Source organism: Helicobacter mehlei (assembly GCF_003660265.1).
Lineage (GTDB): Bacteria > Campylobacterota > Campylobacteria > Campylobacterales > Helicobacteraceae > Helicobacter > Helicobacter mehlei.
On record NZ_QXQP01000009.1, the window covers coordinates 1 to 21546 of the forward strand.

The 21546-nt window shown below is 46.3% G+C and carries 23 protein-coding genes; 3 read left to right on the forward strand and 20 right to left on the reverse strand.

Translation table 11 applies throughout. The features are described 5' to 3' along the window. The 12 genes from EAO36_RS04105 to greA form a co-directional block, all read right to left on the reverse strand. Positions 1-525 (reverse strand): sulfatase-like hydrolase/transferase (locus EAO36_RS04105; protein ID WP_328588042.1); only part of this gene is annotated, 525 nt, incomplete at its 3' end. Position 526: 1 nt separating this feature from the next. Beyond that, a complete protein-coding gene (locus EAO36_RS08930; RefSeq protein WP_120955735.1) occupies positions 527-1330 on the reverse strand; it encodes a sulfatase-like hydrolase/transferase in 804 nt (267 codons plus the stop codon). Next, entirely contained in the window at positions 1323-1889 is a 567-nt protein-coding gene (gene gmhA, locus EAO36_RS04115) for a D-sedoheptulose 7-phosphate isomerase (protein ID WP_120947358.1), read from the reverse strand. The genes EAO36_RS08930 and gmhA overlap by 8 nt, the downstream gene beginning before the upstream one ends. After that, a complete protein-coding gene (gene rfaE1, locus EAO36_RS04120) occupies positions 1859-3316 on the reverse strand; it encodes a D-glycero-beta-D-manno-heptose-7-phosphate kinase (protein WP_120955736.1) in 1458 nt (485 codons plus the stop codon). Before rfaE1 ends, gmhA begins: the two co-directional genes overlap by 31 nt. After that, entirely contained in the window at positions 3316-4284 is a 969-nt protein-coding gene (rfaD, locus tag EAO36_RS04125) for an ADP-glyceromanno-heptose 6-epimerase (RefSeq protein ID WP_120947356.1), read from the reverse strand. Before rfaD ends, rfaE1 begins: the two co-directional genes overlap by 1 nt. Positions 4285-4324: 40 nt before the next feature. Continuing rightward, entirely contained in the window at positions 4325-4849 is a 525-nt protein-coding gene (locus EAO36_RS04130) for a D-glycero-alpha-D-manno-heptose-1,7-bisphosphate 7-phosphatase (protein WP_120947355.1), read from the reverse strand. After that, positions 4849-5553, reverse strand: coding sequence for a sulfite exporter TauE/SafE family protein (locus tag EAO36_RS04135; protein ID WP_120947354.1), 705 nt, complete (start codon positions 5551-5553; stop codon positions 4849-4851). The genes EAO36_RS04130 and EAO36_RS04135 overlap by 1 nt, the downstream gene beginning before the upstream one ends. Beyond that, positions 5553-6194: a type III pantothenate kinase gene (locus EAO36_RS04140; protein ID WP_120947353.1), complete on the reverse strand. Its 642-nt coding sequence runs from the start codon at positions 6192-6194 to the stop codon at positions 5553-5555. The genes EAO36_RS04135 and EAO36_RS04140 overlap by 1 nt, the downstream gene beginning before the upstream one ends. Next, positions 6191-7381 carry a hypothetical protein gene (locus EAO36_RS04145; RefSeq protein WP_120947352.1) on the reverse strand — a complete coding sequence of 397 codons (1191 nt, stop codon included), beginning with the start codon at positions 7379-7381 and terminating at the stop codon, positions 6191-6193. The genes EAO36_RS04140 and EAO36_RS04145 overlap by 4 nt, the downstream gene beginning before the upstream one ends. Further along, complete coding sequence (locus tag EAO36_RS04150; RefSeq protein ID WP_120947351.1) at positions 7378-7998, reverse strand: hypothetical protein; 621 nt, start codon at positions 7996-7998, stop codon at positions 7378-7380. Before EAO36_RS04150 ends, EAO36_RS04145 begins: the two co-directional genes overlap by 4 nt. Positions 7999-8006: 8 nt before the next feature. Further along, positions 8007-8441 (reverse strand): dUTP diphosphatase, encoded by a 435-nt coding sequence (dut, locus tag EAO36_RS04155; protein ID WP_120947350.1) that lies wholly within the window; start codon positions 8439-8441, stop codon positions 8007-8009. Then, positions 8428-8922: a transcription elongation factor GreA gene (greA, locus tag EAO36_RS04160; RefSeq protein ID WP_120955737.1), complete on the reverse strand. Its 495-nt coding sequence runs from the start codon at positions 8920-8922 to the stop codon at positions 8428-8430. The genes dut and greA overlap by 14 nt, the downstream gene beginning before the upstream one ends. A 91-nt stretch (positions 8923-9013) precedes the next feature. Here greA and EAO36_RS04165 point away from each other — a divergent pair, with 91 nt between their 5' ends. From EAO36_RS04165 to EAO36_RS04175, 3 genes are read left to right on the forward strand one after another with little or no spacing between them, the layout of a single operon-like run. Next, a complete protein-coding gene (locus EAO36_RS04165) occupies positions 9014-9679 on the forward strand; it encodes a 5-formyltetrahydrofolate cyclo-ligase (protein WP_120947348.1) in 666 nt (221 codons plus the stop codon). Next, positions 9627-11195, forward strand: coding sequence for a ribonuclease Y (rny, locus tag EAO36_RS04170; protein WP_120947347.1), 1569 nt, complete (start codon positions 9627-9629; stop codon positions 11193-11195). Before EAO36_RS04165 ends, rny begins: the two co-directional genes overlap by 53 nt. A 58-nt stretch (positions 11196-11253) precedes the next feature. Next, positions 11254-12930: a methyl-accepting chemotaxis protein gene (locus EAO36_RS04175; RefSeq protein ID WP_120947346.1), complete on the forward strand. Its 1677-nt coding sequence runs from the start codon at positions 11254-11256 to the stop codon at positions 12928-12930. Here the strand turns inward: EAO36_RS04175 and EAO36_RS04180 are convergent. From EAO36_RS04180 to EAO36_RS04215, 8 genes are all read right to left on the reverse strand, one after another. Continuing rightward, positions 12927-13772, reverse strand: a complete 846-nt coding sequence (locus EAO36_RS04180; protein WP_120955738.1) for a nucleoside 5-triphosphatase RdgB (dHAPTP, dITP,XTP-specific) — start codon at positions 13770-13772, stop codon at positions 12927-12929. The genes EAO36_RS04175 and EAO36_RS04180 overlap by 4 nt on opposite strands. Before the next feature lie 276 nt (positions 13773-14048). Beyond that, positions 14049-15809 carry a hypothetical protein gene (locus tag EAO36_RS04185; RefSeq protein WP_120955739.1) on the reverse strand — a complete coding sequence of 587 codons (1761 nt, stop codon included), beginning with the start codon at positions 15807-15809 and terminating at the stop codon, positions 14049-14051. Positions 15810-15838: 29 nt separating this feature from the next. Next, the gene (locus EAO36_RS04190) at positions 15839-16723 is read right to left on the reverse strand and encodes a DUF2156 domain-containing protein (protein ID WP_205586159.1); all 885 of its coding nucleotides are present in this window, start codon (positions 16721-16723) and stop codon (positions 15839-15841) included. A 2-nt stretch (positions 16724-16725) separates the two neighbouring features. Further along, positions 16726-18663 carry a diaminopimelate decarboxylase gene (gene lysA, locus EAO36_RS04195; protein ID WP_120947343.1) on the reverse strand — a complete coding sequence of 646 codons (1938 nt, stop codon included), beginning with the start codon at positions 18661-18663 and terminating at the stop codon, positions 16726-16728. Between the two features lie 6 nt (positions 18664-18669). Continuing rightward, positions 18670-19236, reverse strand: a complete 567-nt coding sequence (locus EAO36_RS04200) for a 2-oxoacid:acceptor oxidoreductase family protein (RefSeq protein ID WP_120947342.1) — start codon at positions 19234-19236, stop codon at positions 18670-18672. Between the two features lies 1 nt (position 19237). Continuing rightward, the gene (locus EAO36_RS04205) at positions 19238-20062 is read right to left on the reverse strand and encodes a 2-oxoglutarate ferredoxin oxidoreductase subunit beta (RefSeq protein WP_120947341.1); all 825 of its coding nucleotides are present in this window, start codon (positions 20060-20062) and stop codon (positions 19238-19240) included. Continuing rightward, a complete protein-coding gene (locus tag EAO36_RS04210) occupies positions 20062-21192 on the reverse strand; it encodes a 2-oxoglutarate synthase subunit alpha (protein WP_120955741.1) in 1131 nt (376 codons plus the stop codon). The genes EAO36_RS04205 and EAO36_RS04210 overlap by 1 nt, the downstream gene beginning before the upstream one ends. After that, a complete protein-coding gene (locus tag EAO36_RS04215; protein WP_013891231.1) occupies positions 21189-21530 on the reverse strand; it encodes a 4Fe-4S binding protein in 342 nt (113 codons plus the stop codon). The genes EAO36_RS04210 and EAO36_RS04215 overlap by 4 nt, the downstream gene beginning before the upstream one ends. Between the last annotated feature and the right edge of the window lie 16 nt (positions 21531-21546).

Below are 21546 nucleotides of genomic sequence, written 5' to 3' on the forward strand. Positions count from 1 at the left end.
TTGAAAGAGTTTAAAAATCTCTCCTAAAACATGATCGGTGTAATACAACGAATTGACATAATCGGCAATAATTTGCTTATCTTTGTCATTTTGGACATGTAAATCTTGATAGGGGATGTCTTTGGGAGTGAATTTGGCAAAAGATAGGGGAAAGCGGTCTTTGTAGAGGAGATGACTCCCCATTAAGTGGAATACGATGAGATTTTTAGCATCCAGTTTTGGGTGCACTTTGGCATTAAACAAGTCCAGCAAACTCATATCATCGGTGTTAAAAGAAGATGTCCATAAAACCACCCCAAAACGGCGGGGTAAAAGTTCAGTCGCGCTACTGCTCCTTGCAGGATATTGGTTGTCTAACCAAAAGGTTTGATAGCCTGCTAATTTAAAAACACCGCCCAAATCTTTTTGGCGATACCAAGGGATCTTGGCATTTTCGGTGTCGCTATAATTTAATAGAACTTGGAAATTTGCCTCCGTGTTGCTAAAAGCAGAGATGACATTGTCAAAGACAAAGAGGTTAGGCAGATTAAGCGAGTTTGTCTTCTCTCTCTCTCTCTTCTAAGTCACTTAAAAAGGGCGTATTGGGCACAGGATAACCATAGATTCCCATAAAATTTTTAGAGGCACTCTCGCCCACGATCAAAACCACATTGGGCACGCTATCAACATCCACTTTGAGGTAATCTTTAGGGTAAGGCTGGTTTAGGGCGTTTTGCACTACACTAGACCCCGCTTGCAAACTAAAATAAACTGCCCTAGTTTCTTTGATAAGGGGCAAGGTGTCCAACACTTCGGGTGGGGCTAGGTTAAGGCTCCCTATTTGGGCAGATAAATACGCCGTACGCCCCACATGTGCACCTATGCCAAACCCGATGAAACCCAGTAAAAATAGATTGAGTCGCCTAGAAATCACCCACTCAAAACGACACACCCATAAAAACAATGCGCAGCCAAAGATAAGGGCTAAGATTAAGAGGATAGAGGAAGTTTGGGATTTTAAAAAGGCTAGGGTTTCGGCTAGGTTAGTGTTGTATAGGGTCTGCAAAAGGACTTGGTTAAAATCCATGTTAAAGACATAACCCGCAAAAAAGCGTATAAAGGCACAAATAAGACTCAAGGCTAGGAGAACATTTTTCGCCCATTCTTGGAAATTTGGAGGCAAAAGGGCAAACAAGGCATAGAGGGTATAAAAAAACGCCCCACTATAAAAAGCTACTTTTAAGACAAATTTAAGTACATAGCTCATGTGCGCATCGGGGGAGAAAAACGCCGCTCCTACAAAAACCCCCCATGCCAAGAAAAAACGCCGATCGAGGCTCAAGCTAGGCAAATACTCTTTCAATTTGATCGCAAAGCATGTGGATGAGTAAAATATGCATCTCTTGAATTCTGGGGGTGTCTGTGCTGGGCACAATGAGATTAAAATCGCATAAGGCGCGCATTTTACCCCCGCCCCGACCACTTAAACCCAAAGTGCTCAAACCCAACTCTTGGGCTTTTTGCAGGGCTAAGAGTATATTGGCCGAATTGCCACTAGTAGAAATGCCAATGAAGCAATCCCCCTTTTGTCCCAAAGCCTCCACCTGCCTAGCAAAAACCCGATCATAGCCGTAGTCATTAGCGATGGCGGTTAGGGCTGAAGTGTCTGTGTTCAAAGCTATGGCGGGCAAACCCGCTCTTTCTCTCTTGTAACGCCCTGTCAGCTCGGCGGCAAAATGTTGGGCATCAGCGGCACTCCCCCCATTGCCCGCAACCAAAATCTTGCCCCCCTTTTGTAACGTGCCCACCAGCGCGCGCGCGCTCTGCTCTAAGGGGAAGCCTAAAGCTTGCAAACTCTCTTGAGCGGTCTGTATGTGGGCTAAAAATTCTTGTTGGATGAAGTCTTGCATGCCATTCCTTGTATTTTATGAATAATATCCGTGGTGGAGTTGCCTTTGACAAAATCGATCAAAACCACTTGTTCTACTAAATCACCCCCCACCACTTCTTGACCTTGATAATCCCCCCCCTTGACCAAAATATCAGGCTCAAGGGCCTTGATGATCTCTAGGGGTGTTTGTTCTTCAAAAATCACCACAAAATCCACGCATTCCAGCCCGGCCAAGATAAAGGCACGGCTAGCTTGATCGTGAATGGGGCGGCTTGTCCCTTTAAGAGAACGCACCGAAGAGTCGCTATTTAAGCCCACCACCAAAATATCCCCCAGCTTTTTAGCCTCTTGCAGATAATGGACATGCCCTCTGTGCAAGAGATCAAAGCACCCATTGGTGAAAACCACCCGTTTAGGGTGGCTGGCTTGTAAAAGAGGTCTGAGGGCGTGGCGATCCAAGATTTTTTGCCCTTGGTGGTAGTGGCGTTGCAAAAATTCGAGCACTTCAGCATAACTAGCCCGCGCGCTCCCCACCTTGCCCACCACCACCGCCCCGCTGGCATTGGCAAACAAACACGCTTGGTGCAAATCATAGCCCAAAGCCAAACAAAAAGCCAAAGCGGCAATCACGCTATCCCCTGCTCCGCTCACATCATAGACCTCTCTAGCGATGGTGGGGATTTTCACTAATTGGTGGTGATCCAAAAACGCCATGCCCTGTTCGCTTAGGGTGATAAGAGGGGTGGCAATGTGCTGGTGTGTCTTAAAATGTTCTAGGGCTTGTTGCAAACTGGCATCATCTGTGATCTCAAGCCTTGTAGCGACTTGGGCTTCTTTTTTATTGGGGGTGATGAGACTGGCATGGCTGTATTTGGAATAATCCACGCCCTTAGGATCACACAAGATGGGCTTTTTAGCCTTATTAGCTAGAGTGATCAAGGCTTGGCACAAGGACACGCTCAAGACCCCCTTATTGTAATCTGAGAGCACCAATGCATCGGCTGTTTGCAACAAGGAGCTAGCTAGATTCAAGATCGCTTGTTCAAGTTCAAGACTTAAGGGGTCTTGGCTTTCGCAATCGATACGCAAGACTTGCTGTTTGCCAACCATCACACGGCTTTTTAAAGAAGTGGGGCGGTTAGGATCGCTTAAGACCCCAGCGGTGGAGATATTAAGTTGGGCTAATTTGTTTAAAAGCCACCCTCTGGGCTCATCAGCCCCCACCACCCCGCACAGACTCACGCGCGCTCCTAGGGCGATTAAATTATCCGCCACATTCCCAGCCCCCCCCAAGCTGTAAGTTTCCTTTTGCACTTTCACAACTGGCACAGGAGCTTCTGGGGAGAGTCTGTCACTAGTGCCCCAAATGTAGCGATCCACAATGAGATCACCCACGACCAATACATGGGGTGGAGTGGTAGGGGGGGTTAAGAATGCGTCTAACATTAACTGGGGTTGGCGTATTTTTTGATCACGGGCAAGTAAGTCTGAATCCCCTGCTCTAGATTGTAGATGGGGGCATAGCCCAAATCAGCATGTGTGGCTTGGATGTCCGCACAAGTGTGTTTTTGGAAAAAGGGATAGGGGTTTTTGATGTAATTAACCTTGAAATCCCCTAATTCCTTTTGCAAAATCTCCACAATTTCATTGTAACTACGCCCCATGCCATAACCCACATTATAAACCCCACTTTTGGCTGCCACCATCGCCTTTACGCTGGCTTGGATCACATCTTCAATATAGACAAAATCGCGTTGTTGTTCCCCAAACTCAAAAAGTTTCACTTCTTTGTGGCGCAGGGCTTGCAAGCCCAGTTGTAAAATCATGGAGGCGCTTTTGTCCTTGTAAAATTCCCCCGGACCATAGACATTAAAATAACGCAAGCCCACAATGGGCATGAAACTCTCTTGGGCGAAACTGAGCGCGCTTTTATCCATGTGCAACTTGGAAAAACCATAAATATTTTCTGGCACTTCATCAAAACCCACGCGGTTAGGCGCGTTTGTGTTGCCATAAACCCCAGCCGAAGAGGCATAAATGACTCGGGCTTCTTGTTTTTCAGCAATTCTTAAGAGTTTCAAAAAAGCGTGGTGGTTGGTTTGCATCACCAGTTGTTGGTTGGTGTTGGTGGTGTCCGAGATAGCCGCTAGGTGGAAGAGATAATCAAACTCGATTTTTTTAAGTGCATTTAAATTATGCGTGATGTCTGCGCTGATGATCTCGCCCTCAAAGCCAATCAAGTTTTTAAAATGCCCCAAACTATTGGGTTCTCCACCTCTAAAGCGATCCAGCACAATCACACGCGCCCCGGGGTGGTGCTTTTGGAAATAAAAAGCTAGATTGCTCCCAATAAAGCCCGCTCCCCCGGTGATCACGATCGTTTTATTTTCTAAAGTATTAGGAATATATGCCATGCCAGTCCTTTCTGCTAGGATTATAACACACAAGCCAAGCCTAGAGCTTTAAAAACTCTGGGACCTGCTGGAGATGATCTATTTTAAAAAGCCTTCTATGGGGCAAAAAGGAACTACTAGGCTTGAGCCAAAGATTGATCCCAAACCCTGCGCCCAAGCCAAATTGCATATCACTCCATTGATCGCCTAACATGATACTTTGATCAAGATTAATTGCAAAATCACGCAAGGCAAGCTCAAGCATGCCTAAATTGGGTTTGCGGCAAGCACAGCGCGCACGGGGCAGATGAGGGCAGTGATAAATGGCATCTAGACCGACCCCCCCATAGGCACGCAACAACGCTTGCATGTGGGCATTTAATTCCAAAAAATCTTGTTGGCAATAATACCCCCGGGCGATGCCTGATTGGTTGGTTACCACGATCAAGAGATATCCCAAATCCTTAGCCCTTTTGCAAACATCTAAAATACCCGGGAGCAACTCAAAATCTAATGGGTGGGACACATAACCCTTATTGACATTGATCACCCCATCGCGATCCAAGAACAACGCCTTTTGCCCCATCAATGCCCCATGTGCATGTGGTGGGTGTGCCCTTGCAACATGACCACGCCCATGTAAATGTTATAACCCCCAAAGCCCAACATCATCAAAAAGGCAAGTTTTTTAAACAAGACCTTAAGAGCTGAGTTTAAAAACCGCCCCAAGAGCAAGCCAAAGACAAACATGGGCAAGAAGGTTGCAAATCCAAGAGTCAATAACACTTCCAACGAACGCATGGCATTGGGCTGGGCTAAAGCACTCAAAACAAACCAATAGACCATTGAACAGGGCAAAAGTCCATTGATCAAGCCCAAAACATACAAGCTAGAAAGTCGAGGTGCACCTAGAGTGGCTCTAAAGAGGCGGTTTAAAAAACCCATAGCAAGATTGGCTTTAAATCTCAAGGCATAGCCCAGAGCAAAACCAATCATCAAGATGCCCATGACAATAAAAATAATGGCTTGTAAATGCGTGCGATCCAAATCCCACACATGGCTAACCCATTCTAAAAGCCCTCTAAAACCCAAGAAGGCTAAGATTCCCACCAAGACATACATGCTAATGCGCCCCAAAGAATAGAGGGTATGCCCTAGCATTTGTTGTTTTAAAGAGGTGGTGGGGTTGAATTTGCTTTGGCAATAAGCCAGCACAATCCCCCCACACATCCCCACACAATGCCCCAAAGACATTAAAGAGCCATTGATAAAATAGGCTAGAAGCTCCATTAAGCCTTGAGGCTCTCTAATTTTTGGGCGATGGCGTGTTGCATACCCTCAAAAACCAATAATTCATTATAAATGGCTTGGGGGAAAAAGGTGGCCAAGAACTTCCCATCACCCCCCGTGAAATAAGCTTTTTTATCCCCGATGATCTCTGTGAGCACTAATAACACCGATTTTAAAGCCCCAAAACTCAAGGCTTGGGCGGTGTTTTGGGGGAGAATGTCTAGGGGTATGCGCACATTGATGGGGTGATTAAGCACTTTAGAGATGCTTTTGTAGGCTTGTTGGTAAGCCCCAAACCCAGGCAACAACACCCCGCCCACATGCACGCCATGATCCATCACATCTATACTAATGGCACTCCCTGCATCGATCACCACCCCACTTTTAAGCCCCAAGCCCAAACATGCCGCCTTGCGATCCACGCCCAAACCCTCATAGGTGGTCTCTAAATGCAATAAAGAGGCGATGTTATAGCAAGGGTGGTAAGCCTTGATCAAGAGTTCCTCATTTTTGGGACTCACACTGATATAGTAGAGATCGCCCTCTAGTTTGTTGGTATCTAGAGCATTGGGGCTATTCTTCCACACCCTAGAACCATTGTAAAAGTGTAAATGGGTGTTGCCAATGTCGCACAAAATCATGGGTGGCTCAAATCCAAATAGGCGCGATCGTAATAAATCTTATCTTTGCTATAAAAGCTCATTTTGTCCAACTTGCCCAAAAAGCTTTTGGAAACCCCTTTGAGGCGATAGACGCGGTAATCATTGAATTGTTCCAAATTGACTTCGACCAAATAGCCCTGTCTCTCTAGGGTGAAGAGCTTTTTATCGGTTACCACAAGGGAGTTAAGGATGGCAAAGGGCAACTTGACCTCTTCCATGCTCTTGTCATTGAGGGTTTGATCCATCTGTAAAATCCGCCCATCTAAGGTTAGCACATAAATATGATGGTTGTGGTAGAGCACATCTACAATGTCTGCATCAAAGTTAAATTCCTGCCCGGAGATGACTGAAACCAAACGCTTGCCCGTAGCCGCAAACATGTTTTCATCTTGGACTTTTAGATAGATCACATTGTTAAAAAACTTCTCACTATTGAGCACGATATTACGCACTACGCGCGGTTCTTTTGCGCTCACATCCACCACTAACAAACGCCCATCTAACATGGGGAACACCACCACCGTGTCCAAAAACACTGGTGCAGCCACCAAAGAGTTGATCGCCGCACTTGAAGAGCCTTTTTCGCTAAAAATGAGCTTTTTAGTCTTGGTGTCATAAATGTTGGCAGAATTATCCGCTGTAACAATGGCTAGGCGATCCTTTTTAAGGTTAGCACTCAATGGATAGGCATCTAAAGGGATGAGGATTGAGGGCTTGGCACTTGAGATCGCCACAAGCTCCAAGTGGTGGCAACGATCGTGCAAGATCACATTTTGATCGATGGCTTGGATATTCTCCACGATCTCTGCCTGGGCTTGTTTATCGGTGAGAACTTTCATTTTTTTCTTGGGAGCTTTGGTTTTGCTTTCTTGGGGTGTGCGCCAACAATCCCGTGCTAAGATGTAGTAATCTTGGCTTTTATTCAAAAAAGAGGTTTCTTTATCCAAATCTTTGCCTAATTTTAAGGGCGTGATGCCCTCCAAGTCAATCACACCCCCATTTTTTAAGATTGCACCATAGCGATTGACAAAAACAAGACTATCATTTAGGGGGCGATCAAAGGAGAGAACACCCTTGATTTTAGAGGCGGGGGGGGTAAAATTTTTACGCCCATTGCACCCAAAAAAGATCAAAGAGAGCAGAATAATCCAAAAAACCCCCCTCATGGATTAACCTTACTCGCCCCTTGTACGCCATGAGCGGGGTAGTGCTTGAGGATGCTCACAATTTGGTAAAGACTAGATGTGGGATCGATTACGTTCAAGACCTTTTGGACCTCTTGGGGTTGTTTGTGTTCTTGGTAGAGCAAATAGGCTTTTTGCAAGGCGATCAAATCTTGCATTTTGGGTAAATTCAGCGTTTGCAAGGTTTTTAAATCTTTTTGGTAAGAGGCGTAGTAATAGGTGGCTAGGGATCGCACTAAAGAGTTTGGAGAATTTTTAAGCCTTAGGAGGGCTTGGGCATCTTGACTTTTGAGGGCTTGAGCATAGGTGTAGAGATCGTAGAGTTCTTGTGAGGTTGTTTTAAGCCGATCTAAAACAGCCACATTGTTGGGGTTTTGCAACACCTCGTTATAAACAGCCGTGATCTCTTGGTTTTTTTTCTCCTGCTTGTATTCTAAAAACTTCGTATAGACCACCCAAAGCACCACCCCCACCACAACCACCAACAAAACATACTTATATTTGTGGTAGAGTTTCTCTAGGCGAAAAGCACTCTCTAGAAGTTTCTCATCACCTCTAAACTCCTCTTGAACTTGTTTGAGATTTTCTTTAATACCCATTTATCTCCCTATTGTATCCCAGAACTCCCAAAGCCCCTAGCTCCTCTCAAGCTCGCTCCCAACGCCCCCACCTCTTCAAATTCTGCCCTGCACACAGAAGATAACACCGCTTGGGCGATGCGATCGCCTGCTTTGATGCTAAAGGGCGCATTGCCTAAATTCATCAAAATCACTTGCAATTCCCCCCGATAGTCGCTATCAACGGTGCCCGGAGAGTTTAAAACCATGATTTGGTGCTTTAAAGCCAGACCACTACGCGAACGCACCTGCACCTCTAAACCCACCTCTAGCTCCATAGCTAACCCGGTCCGCACCAAAGCGATACTTTGCGGGGCGATCTCTAAGGATTGCAAAGCACACAGATCAAATCCGCTAGCCCCGGGACTTTGGTAACGCGGAATTTTAGCATCCGGATGGAGTTTTTGGATTTTAATCTTGGGCATAGTTGATGTCTTGATAATAGATGTCTAAAATCTCAAACTCATTTTCTCCTGAGGGCAAAACTACACTCACCTCATCGCCCTTTTGCTTGCCCATCAAACTTTTAGCAATGGGCGAGCCACAAGAGATCAACCCCCTAGCTGGGTCGCTCTCCACACTCCCCACGATGGTGTAAGAATATTCTTTATCTGTATCTAAGTTGAGGATTTTAACCGTGCTCCCAAAACTCACCTTTTGGTGACTCAAAGTGGAAGGGTCGATCACTTGGGCATTGGCCAAAAGACGACTCAAATCATTGATGCGCGCTTCAATAAAAGCTTGCTTCTCTTTAGCCGCGTGGTATTCGGCATTTTCTTTTAAATCGCCATGCTCTCTGGCCCGATCGATCTCCTTGACAATATAGGGGCGCTCAACTTCCTTGAGCCTCTTTAATTCGGTACGAATCTTTTCATAGCCATAAACGCTCATGGGTTCTTTCATCAACTCTCCTTAACGCAAACTGGGATTATATAAAAAGCATGGTTAAAGGGCTATTAAATACGCCTAAAGCAAAAGCTAGGGGGGTTGTGTTAATATGCGTTTTAGCAAACTTGAAAGGCGTAACATCCAAACTCTAAAAGACCCCCACTTTTCTAAAGAAAGTTTTCGGGCAGCATGCAAGAGGGTATGGCGTGCTCAGAACGCATGGGACATTAGGGATCACAAGATCGTGGCGCGTTTAAAAGCGATTTTAACCGCAATTAAAGCCCGCCATATCTTAATCTACTCTCCCATGCCAAGAGAAGCTGATATTAGGGCCTTGATCAAATGGTTGCGCCCTAAAGCAAAATTGTTAGTGCCCATCACCCAAGCACAGGGTTTGAAAATTGCACCCTACCGCCTGCCCTTGCAAAAAAATGCTTACCAAATTTTAGAGCCATGCCTCTCAAGTTTAGCGACCCGGACTTTAGATGTGGTGCTTGTACCTATTTTGGGCTTAGAGGGGGCTTATCGGCGTATTGGTTTTGGCAAAGGCTTTTACGATCGCTTTTTTGCCACTCTCAAAACACGCCCCTACACGATTTTTATCAGCAGAAAACTCCTCTACACACCCCAACTCTTAGGGCAAGCCCATGACATTTCTGCCTCTTTATGTGTGGATCAAAACCATCTATACCAACCTAAAAACAAAATCAAAAGGAAATCCCATGACAAATATATTTTTAAACACGCTGTCCTTATGCGTCCTCACGGGTGCTAGTGTCTTTTGGCTGACTCGGCGTTTTTTGGGCACCCAACGCCAAAGTATCCTCAAGCAGGCAAAAGCTAAGGCCGATATGTTGCTTTATCAAGCCCAAGTGCTCTACCAAACTAAAGAGGTCGAGTCCCAAACCTTGATCCAGCAACTCCAACAAGAATATGCCCGCCAAGTGCAAGAAAATGCCCAAGATTACCAAAACAAATTGGACGCGCTCAAATCCTATGAAAACCAGCAAAAAAAGCAATGGAATCTCCAAAACCAACAGCTTAACCAAACTAAACAAGAGCTCCAAGCCTTCCAACAAGAACTCCAAAGAGAAAAATACACCCAAGAACAAATTTCTCAAGAATGCGCCAAACTCAAACAAGAAGCCTTAAACGCCCTCATGGAATGTGCAGGTTATACCAAAGAGGAGGCTCAAGAGATCGTGTTGCGCCGTCTGGAAGAGGATTTGATCTTGCAAAAAAGTGCCTTAATCCGCCGGTATGAAAAACAAGCCAAAAAAGAAGCCAAAGAGCGCGCGCATTTTATCATCGCCCAAGCCACCGCACGCTTTGCTAGCAGTTTTGCGATGGAGAATTTAACCAGCGTGGTTGCTTTGCCCGATAGTGACTTTATTGGGCGCATCATTGGCAAAGAAGGCAAAAACATCGACACCTTCAAACGCATTAGTGGCGTGGAAGTGATCATTGATGAAGATTCTAAAACCATCACTTTGAGCTGCTTTAATCTGTATCGGCGTGAGATCGCTACAAGGACTTTAGAGCAGTTGATTCAAGATGGGCGTATCCAGCCTGCCCGCATTGAGATGGTCTATAAACGTGTGGAAGCAGGCATGGAGGAGGCAATTTTGCAAGAAGCTGAGGAAGTGATCCTAGATCTCAAGCTTGATTCGATGCCCGAAGAATTAAAACACCTGCTGGGGCGTATGCGTTACCGCACCAGTTATGGGCAAAATGCCTTGATCCACTCTATAGAGGTTGCTATTTTGGCTGGGACTATCACCGAGCAACTGGGGGGGGATTGCAAATTAGCCAGACGCGCGGGGATTTTGCATGACATTGGTAAAGCCTTGACACCCGAACATGGGGGCGATCATGTGGAATTGGGTGCTGAGGTGTGTAGACGGCATAACGAACACCCCGTTGTGCTCAATGCCATTTTTGCCCACCACGATCGCGAGGAGATCAAGAGCATTGAATGTGCAGCCGTGTGTGCGGCCGATGCGCTCTCTGCTAGCCGCCCGGGAGCTAGACGCAAAGAATCAGAGAACTTCTTAAACCGCATGCAGGATTTGGAGCGCATTGCCAGCCAAAAAAGCGGTGTGGAAAAGGTCTTTGCCATGGATGCGGGGCGTGAAGTGCGCGTCATTGTGTGCCCAGAAACCATCAACGATGCCAAAATCCCCCTTTTAGCCCGGGATATTGCTAAAGAAATCCAAAACAATTTGCAATATCCCGGTGAGGTGGTGGTGCATGTGATTCGAGAAAGGCATGCCAAAGCAGTGGCACGTTAAACTTAGTCTTGCTAGAAATGCGAGGCTATGGGCCTTAATTTTGTTTGAAAGGGGCAGGGTGAATTTGGGAACTAAGATTTTAGGGAACATTTTGTTGTTCCTAGTCATTATGGGCGTGGTTATAGTCGTGGTGGCAGACTACAAGCAACACAACTTGGTTAAAAATCTTGTGAAGGTTATGCAAGAAGATGGAATCGCAAAAAAAGAAGCTTCTTTGCGCTACATGTACGAACTTATTGAAGAGGGGATTAAACACTATTACCGCATCCAACCCAAAGAGGAGGCGTTAAAATCCACTCTAAGCTATTTAAAAGACATCAATGATGATCGGAGCATTGTCTATATCGTGGCGGTGGATAGGGAAGGGAGAGTGCTCTTTGATCCGGTCAATCCAAGCACAGTGGGTAAGATTGGGTTGGATTTGACGAGTGTAGATGGTGTGCGGTATGTCAAAAGTTTTGTGGAGGAAGCCAATAAGGGAGGTGGGTTCATCCACTATAAAATGCCTAAAGTGGCCGGGGGCGTGCCCGAGCCCAAGGTAGCTTATAGCCATTATGATTCCACCAGTGGCATGATTCTTGTCACCACTTCTTATTACAGCGATATTTTGAAAGAATTTGATGTGCTAGAGAAGCAATCACGAAAAGAAGTTTTGGCTAACTCACGGGTTTTGATGCAGTGGATTGGGGGCGTGGTGGCTTTTTTGATTCTCGTCTCCACGATCCTTATGCGTGTAACGGTTGTGAGGCAATTGAACAATCTAGTTACTAAAATACACAATTTTGGGCAGGGGGATAAGGATTTGACCAAGCGCATTGAGGTTAATAACCGCAAGGATGAGATCGGGCAAGCCGGGCTTGGAATCAACACCTTTGTAGAAAATATCCAAGCTTTTGTGAAAAGCATGAAAAATAATAGCGTGAATAACAAAGCCCTAGCCGATCAGCTCAATAATGTGATCACCAGTAGCCATGTCAGCATGAAGGAAAATGCCAGCATGATCAATGCCTTGCATTTGCAATCCAATGAGCTATCTTCTGGCGTGCTCCAGTCTGTGCAAGAGGCTAAGGGGGTGGGGGATAAATTGTTGCAAACCCAACAAGCTATCCAGCAATCCAATGAATCCCTAGCCGCCATGCTAGCGCATATTCTAGAGGCGGCCAAGACAGAGGAGGAGTTAGCCACCAAAGTGGAACATTTGAGCAAAAATGCCGATAGCGTGAAAAATATTTTGCATATCATTAACGACATTGCCGATCAGACCAATTTATTAGCCTTGAATGCCGCCATCGAAGCCGCCCGTGCGGGCGAGCATGGCAGAGGCTTTGCCGTGGTGGCTGATGAGGTGCGCAATTTGGCAGGTAGAACCCAAAAGAGTCTAGCAGAGATCAATTCCACCATCGGGCTTATCGTGCAAGAGATCAATGATGTGAGCACCCAGATGAACTTAAATTCTAAAAAGATCGAGGAATTGAGTGTCGGGAGCTTGGAAGTGCAGGAGAAATTTAAGAATATGAGCGCAGATGTGGGCGTGGTGGTGCAAAACACCCATGATTTTATCGCTAACTACACACAAACCGGGCAGAGCATTAAGGATATGGCAGGCAAGCTCACCCAAGTGGAGAACACCACGCATAAAACCCTCAACGATGCCACGCAAATTGCCAATTTGGCAAATTCCTTACACACCTCCACCACAGACTTAGATGCCGACATCAACCAGTTTAAAACTTAAAGGTCTTCTCTTAAAAAGCCATAAGCCCAAACTTTGGGCTGGATTTGCTTAGCTAGGGCGTTGAGCGTGTCTTTGAGGGTGGCATAGAGGGTTTTATAGTGCTCATCTTTGGATTTGCTAGGGGGGTTAAGCACGCCCCTAGCATTGCGCCCGCTGAAAAATTCCTTGATGTCATAGAGTCCGGCATTGGGGTTATAATTTTGGGTGTGCCCGGCTTGGTGGTGGTAATAGGCATACAGAGCCTGCCCGGCTTGCAAGACCTCTTGGGCTAATGGGCTAAAGATGAGAGGTGTGGGGGTGCTAAAAAGGTGGCTCTTCTTGCCTTTTAGAAAGTCTAGGAGCGCATGGCTTTTATAGGCAGCTTTGGCATTAATGGAGGTTTCGCTAAAGGGGATGAAATGGTTATCCCCATGCACACAAGAGATGCGGTTTTGGGTGTGCAAAAGCATGAAAGCCAGGCAATCATGTAAAAATTCCAAATCATGTTGCCATGTATCATTATAGGGGGCGTAGAATTGATCGCGATCGTTGATCCAAGTGGGTTTAATGCAAAGCCGCACGGCAAAATAGACAGACATGGGGAGGAGGTTTTGAGCGCTCACACAAGTAAAAAGGTGTTTTTTAATGTCATTGGGGCTTAGGGTGTTGTCAAGATTTACCGTATTATTGTGTTGTATGTCTGAGCCTGCCATTTTCATATAGGCTAAGGTGTCGCCCTTTTTGTCATAAAAGCCCCGCAACCACTCTATAATGCTTTTGGTGCGATCCAAATGCGCTCCAAACCCCTTCACCCCCAAAAAATTCCCCGCCAAATCGTAAATGTCTAAGAAAATGGGTTGCATTCAAGTCTCTTAAAGTGAGGATACGGAATAATAGTGCCAGTGTTTAGGGCGGGCAAACCCGCCCCAAGTGATCTAGTTAAGCTGTGAGACCAACACTGCCAAGATCACTAGCACTATTACCAATCTTTGCATGGTGGCTTCCTTTCTGGAGTGCCACCCTCTGCACCCCCAACCCCAAATAAGCAAGACGCTTACAAGTGCTCCAAATGTGGTCTAAAAGAAAGCCGCCATGTCCTTAATGAGATTGTAGCGATCTTTTTCTTAGGGGGTTTTAAATTAGCCCCCCAAATCCCACACCAAAAACCCAATAGGAAAACTCCCCTTGACATTATCAAAACTAGAGGCTGGGACCATAAAGCCCCCCAAAAAACGCGCCTTAAAATGTTGCCGAAAAGTTTTGAAATTAGAGGAATTGAGGTATTTGAGTGTGGAGAAACTGGCTAAGATGGGACCATGGATTTTAAGGGGGGATTTAGTAGAATCAGTGTGCCCCTGTAAGGGGGCAACATCCCAATTTAAGGAGCCAGCCATGGCTAAACATGGTAAGGGCTCTGAACGCGTATTATACATTAAGCTCTCTTTTTTAGGGCTTAAATTTGTGTGGTATAGTCCTTCATAAGAGCTCTCCCCCGCAAGGGGGGCTTCTTTTGGTTGGGATTTAACAGGGGCAATCTCTTTAATAATCCGCATGAAAAATTGGGCGAATAATTCGTTTTTTGCCCTGCCTAATTCTCTAGCATATGTCTTAGCAATGGGCGAATTAGCCACGCCCCCTTTATTCTTGCCCGTTTGGGTGATTTGGGTCTTGCTCCCCGCTTCGGCATAGGGGGGGTTGATGTAAATGATGAGTTTGGCGCGTTTATTGGGGTCTTTTAAAATGGCTTGTAGTGGGTCTGGGAGCTTGTCAAACGAGTCGTTTAAAAAGTCAAATTGGAAAATGTGATTTTCTAAGATGGGGAGTTGTTTGTTTGCTGTCCTTTGTTTTAAAATCCCCACATCGTTTTGATCTAGAGTGCTCGCATAAATGCGCTCGGGCCGACTCAAGCCCAAGAGCAAATTACCCGTGCCAGCGGCTAAATCCCAAATGTAATATTCCTCTTGAAAATGCGCCCCCAAGCACGCCCGCAAATATTCTTGCGATTTTTCCACCCAAATTTTGGGGGTGAAAAACGCCCCCTTGCGCTCTCTAACATCAAGGGGCACTAAGAGATCGCGTCTCTCTAGGATATGATCCCAAAACTCTTGTGCGGGTGGGCGTTTATAAACGCTCCAAAACTCTTTGTGGGCTTGCTGGTTGTCCTTAAAGCCCGTGCTATTGGAGTTAAAAAACCCGGCTAGGTCTTGGATTTTGTTAAAAGAATAATGATCTTTCTTTAAAAGCGTGTTGAGGTCTAGCAAGGTGTTATTCTCTGCGCTCAATAAATCGGCCAGATAAAAATCTGTATCTAAAATATCCCCCGCCTTTTTCCAATCAATGCTGATACTGGGCTTGACACTCTCTAGCCACTTGTGATAGACATGCACGAAGTTATTCGTGTCAATGGGGATTTGCTCCAAAGGGGTATGGGCTAGGTTTTTAACAAATTCTGTGAGCTCTTTTTCTTGGGTGGCAAATTGGAAGCAAAGGGGCTTGAAGAAATCTTGAAAAAGTTGGTGGCATTGCAAAAACTCGGGGCTGTTGTGGTTGCTGGGCGTGGTGTTGAAATTGATGTCTTGGTAAAAAAGGGCGGTCATATCCGAGTTATAACGCACAAAGGCAAAGTTATAAGCGTCAAAAACCCCCAAGTAAAGCGGGGTTTCATGCGTGAAAAATCGGTTTTTGCCAATGGTTAAGAGCAATTGCGTGAAAGACTTTTGCAGATCGCTTTTGCCTTTCTTGCCCTCCGCCCAAATCAGGGGGATCAAGCCTTGTGGGTGTTTCTTGCTGATCACAAAGTCGATCTTATGCGCGCTATAAACCAAACTTTTAAAATAGCGTTGGTAAAGTGCCGCTTTTAAGGGTTCTTCAGAGAGGGTTTGGAAATTGGGATTTTGCATGCCCCATTGTAGCCAATCTTGGGCAATGGTTATGGATTTTTCAAAATGGCGTGGTGTTTTTCTAGTAGGTAAGCGGGGTTATAGCCCATTTTGGCTTGTCTTAAGCCCTCAATGCCCAAATCTTCCTCCCGATTGACCCATTCACAAGTGCTAAAGGCATGGGCTAAAAATTGTTGGTTGATCATCTGGTAAGCCCCGCGCACATGGGGGCTGGCTTTTTCAATGTGAATCAGTGCCATGTTTTCTTGGATTTTCTCCCCAAAACTCATCGCCACGATTTTGTCCCCAATTTTGATCACCCCCCCTTGCATAGCCAACTGGCCATAAACTTGCAGGGCTTCTAAGATGCCCCTATGTTCTTGGGCTAGCCCTAAGTCTTGGGGGTCATCTAGAGCATGCCATTCTTGCAAAACCTCCATGAGTGGGTCTATATTGTGGGGGCCAATGGGCTCAAAGCTAAAATGCGGGTAAGTTTTTAAAAACGCATTGAGGTGGTTTTTCTTTTTGTGGAATTTCTTGCCACTTAGGGCGATGAGCTCGGGCACGCTGTAGATGTAGTCAAAACGATCCCGCATGGGGGTAATCTCAAAGGCGTTAGGAAAAAATGCCTCTAACTGGGCCACATGTTGGCTTTGTAGGGCGCGCAACTCTAGGGGATGGGGGGCACGCTCGATCAAAGCTTGCAGGGCGGCTTTTTTATCCCCAAGCCCAATGGGGTAAAAATAAAAGGGCGTGCTGTCGGGGTATTTGGTAGCAATGATCAAGCAGTCATGGATTATGGCGTAGCTAATTTCTCTGGCTTTGCGCCACAGATATAAATTATTAAAATGCACATCAGCCACCTCAAAGGCATCGCGGGCTAAAAAGCCATCAATTAGGGGTTTATTGGCAAGTTTAATGGGTTTAAAATCCAAATTTAGGACTCCACGCTGGCATAAGTGCCCAAACTGGTAGGTTGGCAAAAAGTGAGGGCATCTAGGATATTTTGGAGAGGTATAGTGTGCGCCACTTCCAATAATAGATGTTCGCCCAAAGGGTGGGCATGGCAGAGTTTGGCGGGCTTGAGGCTTTGGGTTAAAAATTCTAAGGCCGCGCCCAAGCAATACAATGCGCTTTTTTTCTCTAAGATGCCTTCTGTGCGTAAAGCAAAATCTGCCCTAGCCACCACCAAATACCAACGCTTCTTACCAAATTCCAAAGAGTGGATCGCCTTGATTTTGGCAAGAAGTAGGGCGGGCAACACATCTTTTAAGCACTCTTGCACTAAGAGTGCCCCAAAGTCTATTCCCCCCTCTTGCAGGGCTTGAATCAAAGCTAGGGGGTCTAATTCCTGCAAGAACGCACTTTGCCCAAAGGCACGGCGTATATCCCCTTCTAAGCCATAAAACCCGATTTTCTCCGGGCGAATTAAACTCCTAGAAACCCCCAAGATTTCTGTAAAAATGCTCTCTAAGCCCTTACCCACTCCCTTAAAAATTTGGGCTTCCCGCACGGGGTAGTAACTCTTGAGTCCTAAACTCTGTTTGTGCTGGGCGATTTGGCGCGCGATCTGCAAGCGTTGTTGCAACAACGCGCTAATTTGTTGATCCAGATGATCAATTTGGGTGCGGCTTTGCTCTAGACTCTCCACGCCTAAACAACTCAACTCATCGCTGATCATGTGGGCTAATTTTTCTTTGGGTTTGAGCACTTTAAGCGTGCCCTTACTCAAGCCTAGCTCTAGGATTTTAGGGCGGCTATTATAATGGCTAGCCATGCTTGCCCCATAAGCCCCCACTTTATCCAAGATCACCAAATCTCCCCGTTTGAGTGTGGGTAGTTCGACTCCCTTGGCAAAGCAATCCGCACTCTCACAAATGGGCCCCACTAGATCGTAAGTTTGTTTGGGGTTGTGCGGATCGCTGGTGGTATAGATGGGGTGGGTGGCTTGGTAGAGGGCAGGGCGCAAAAAATCATTCATACCCGCATCGATGATCGCAAAATGCTTGCGTTCATTGTGCTTGGTGTATTGGACTTGGCTAACCAGCACCCCGCTATCCCCGACAATTTTGCGCCCGGGCTCACAAATGATAGTCAAATCTAATTCCTTGAGGGCTTGGAAAATAGCACTAGCATAGGCATTCAGATCGATCAAGTTCTGATTTTGCTCTTGGCTATAATCAATCCCTAGCCCCCCGCCCACATCAAAAAATTTGAGCTCCACCCCACTAGCCACCAAAAAACGCGCCAATGCTCCCATCTTGGTGCAAGCCTCTGCGATGGGGGCTAAATCTGTGAGCTGGGAACCGATATGAAACTGCATCGCAACGGGCTCTAAAAAGGCGGACTGCTTGGCAAACATGAACATCTGTACCGCTTCTTTTTCCTCCACCCCGAATTTATTTTCCCAAAGTCCGGTAGAGATATAGGGGTGGGTGAGCGCATCAATGTTGGGGTTAATGCGCACCGAGACTCGCGCACACATCTTAAGCTCTTTAGCGATGCTCTCAATTAGGCGCAATTCCTCAAAGGATTCCACATTCAAAAATAAAATCTTGCTAGTGAGGGCAAGGCTGATTTCATGTTCTAATTTGGCCACCCCGCTAAAAATGATGTGGTAGGGCTTGATCCCAGCTAAAAGGGCTTTACGCACTTCATAGATGGAAACACAATCGGCCCCACAGCCCAATTTTGCCAAGTGTTGCAAGAGGGCTAAATTAGAATTAGCCTTGAGCGCATAGCAAATTAAAGATTTTTTACCCCTAAAGGCTTCTTTAAAATCTGCAAATCTGCTTTCTATGCGATCCAAATCGTAGAGATAAAAGGGCGTGGCGTGCTGGGTGGCGATCTCTTGGATTTGGGCTAGTTCCAGCATGGGGGTTTAAGAAATCTTTTGGGCTTGTAGGGCTTTGAGGGCGTGGGCTTCTCCAATCTCAAAGGCTTTTTTGTTGAGCTCGGCCACTTTTGCGGGGACTTTAGAGATCATCGTTTGGATCACCTGCTCCCGATCCACGCATTCCACTAAAATAGTTGTGATCGCCAACGCCACCACCGATTGCGTGATGATATTGCCGACCTCATCTTTAGCAATGCTAATAATGGGGATTTTATAGAGTTGCAATCTTGCTTCATCTTGTGCACTGGGTTTAACTAAGTTAGGATCGACCACCACAACCCCCCCATCTTTGACATCGTCCTTAAACAGCATGTAGCTACTTTGTGCCACAGAGAGCATAAAATCAATTTCCCCGCTTTTGGCATAGGGGTAAATGATCTCTTCAGAATTCAAAATAATATCCACTTTGGTAGGCCCGCCCCTAACTTGGCTGGTGTAGGTGGAAGTCTTGGTCCCAAACCCTCCCGAGGCGATCTTGGCTTCGGCTAAAATCTCACCCGCTAAAAGCACCCCCTGCCCCCCCACACCGGTAAAACGCAATTGCAATTCCATGTTAGCTCCTCTCTTTTTTAGCCTTTTTGATCACCCCAGCATACGCCTCGCAATATTCCACTTTAGAGAGGTCTTGTTTTAAAATGCCGGTGGGGTATTTATCCTCCCTTTCTTCAGGGCTTAGTTGCTCATAAGCGCGTTGGCTCACCAGCCTAGAGGCGATCCATTCCAAAGTTTGGGCCGCTTGGGCCATTTTATTTTTGCGCCCCAAATTGATATGGCAATTACTGTGCACATCCACAAAGCTAAAGCCCTTATGCTTAAAGCCCTCGATCAACACCCGTTCCAACTTCTTGGGGTCTAAGACACTCTCACGGGCTACAAAGGTCGCCCCGGCCGCCATCGTGATTTGGCATGGATCAAAGTGGTTGTCAATATTCCCACTTTGGGCGGTTACCGTCCACATGCCATTGGGCGTGGTGGGGGAAGTTTGGGAATTGGTCAAGCCATAGATAAAATTATTCACCAAGACCAAGTTTAAATCAATGTTACGCCTGCAAGCATGGATGGTGTGATTCCCCCCAATGGCAAAACTGTCCCCATCGCCAGAGACCACGATCACATGCTTACTAGGATTAGCCATTTTAATCCCGGTGGCATAGGCTAATGCACGCCCGTGTGTAGTGTGCACGGTGTTGCAATTCACATACGAACTCATCCGGCCACTGCATCCAATCCCGCTCACCAAGCACACATCATCCATATTCCAGCCTAGTGCGTCAATGGCACGGATGATGCATTTTAAGATCACCCCATCTCCACAACCCCAACACCAAAGCGTGGGCGTGCGCTCCACCCGCAAATATTCATCGTAGTTAAACGCCATTACAACTCCTTGATTTTAGCCATGATTTGTTTGGGGCTAAAGGGTCTGCCATTAGCTTGCAACAAGCCCTCTACTTTTCTGTGCATCACATGTTCGATCTGATGGATATACTGCCCTTTATTGAGCTCGACCACCAAGATTTTTTCAAATTGCTTGCCCAGTTCTTGCAATCTTTTATCCGGGCTGGGCCACAAGGTCAAGGGCCTAAAAAAGGCCACTTTCTTAGGATAATTCTGTGTTTTTAAATCTCTTAGGGCTTCTTTGATGCACAAGGCACTAGAACCATACCCAATCACCAACAAGTCCGCCCCCTCTATGTCGATCTCTTCATTCAAATTCACCGATTCGGCTTGGGAATTGATCTTATTAAAGAGGCGATCCATTAGTGCACCCCCCACTTTGGCATCCTCTGTAGGGAAGCCAATAGCATCGTGGTGTAACCCAGTTACATGGTAGCGGTAGCCGGTAAAAAAGGGATTGAGGATGGCAGACTCATCTAAGGGCACCCCATAGGGTTTATAATCCTTAGGATCACCTTTAAATACACGCCGGTTAATGATGCTTTCTTGCACTTGTTCCAAGTCGGGTAACTCCACCCGCCCATACATGTGCCCGATAGTTTCATCCAGCACCAAGAAAACCGGAGTCATGAGTTTTTCAGCCAAATTAAAGGCGCGGATGGTTTCTGTGTAAGCTTCTTGCAAGTTGCCCGGAGCCAAGGTTACAGATTGGAAATCACCATGGATGGGGTGTTTTAAAAAGCTAATATCCCCTTGAGCGACCCGTGTGGGCATGCCCGTTGAAGGCCCTGATCGCATCACATCTACGATCACTAAGGGTGTTTCGGTCATGTAAGAATAGCCAATTTGCTCCACTTTTAAAGAGATCCCCGGACCCGAGCTAGCCGTCATGGATTTAACCCCGCTCATGCTTGCTCCCAAAGAAACGCAAATCCCCCCAATCTCATCTTCCATTTGCATAAAATGCCCCCCATGGGCGGGCAAAAGCAAACTCATCGCATGCATAATATCCGAACTGGGCGTAATGGGATAGCCCCCAAAAAAGCGGCAACCCGCATCAATGGCAGCCTGAGCGACCAATTCATTCCCATCTGAAATTAATTCCCTCATTGTCCCCTCCCTTGCGCTACACTCTCTTCTAACAACATATAATGGTTGGCGCGTACCTTAATGCCTCTCTGCTCAGCCTCTTTAGAAACTTTAGCAAATTTAAAGTCTTTTTTCTCAGCAACATAAATGGCAAAATCAGGACAACCCAGCTCGCACTTGCAACACCCAATGCAACTCTCCGGGTAGGCGACCTTAGCCACCTTGCCCAAGACATGGTCCAAGCGCACACCCATGCCAAGCACCCCCGCTGGGCACACCGAGACGCATAGATCACAGCCCTTACACCTCTGCTCATTCACCCAAACCGGCACGCCCTCAGGGGCTAGCATTTTAGACATTTTAACTCCTTATGCC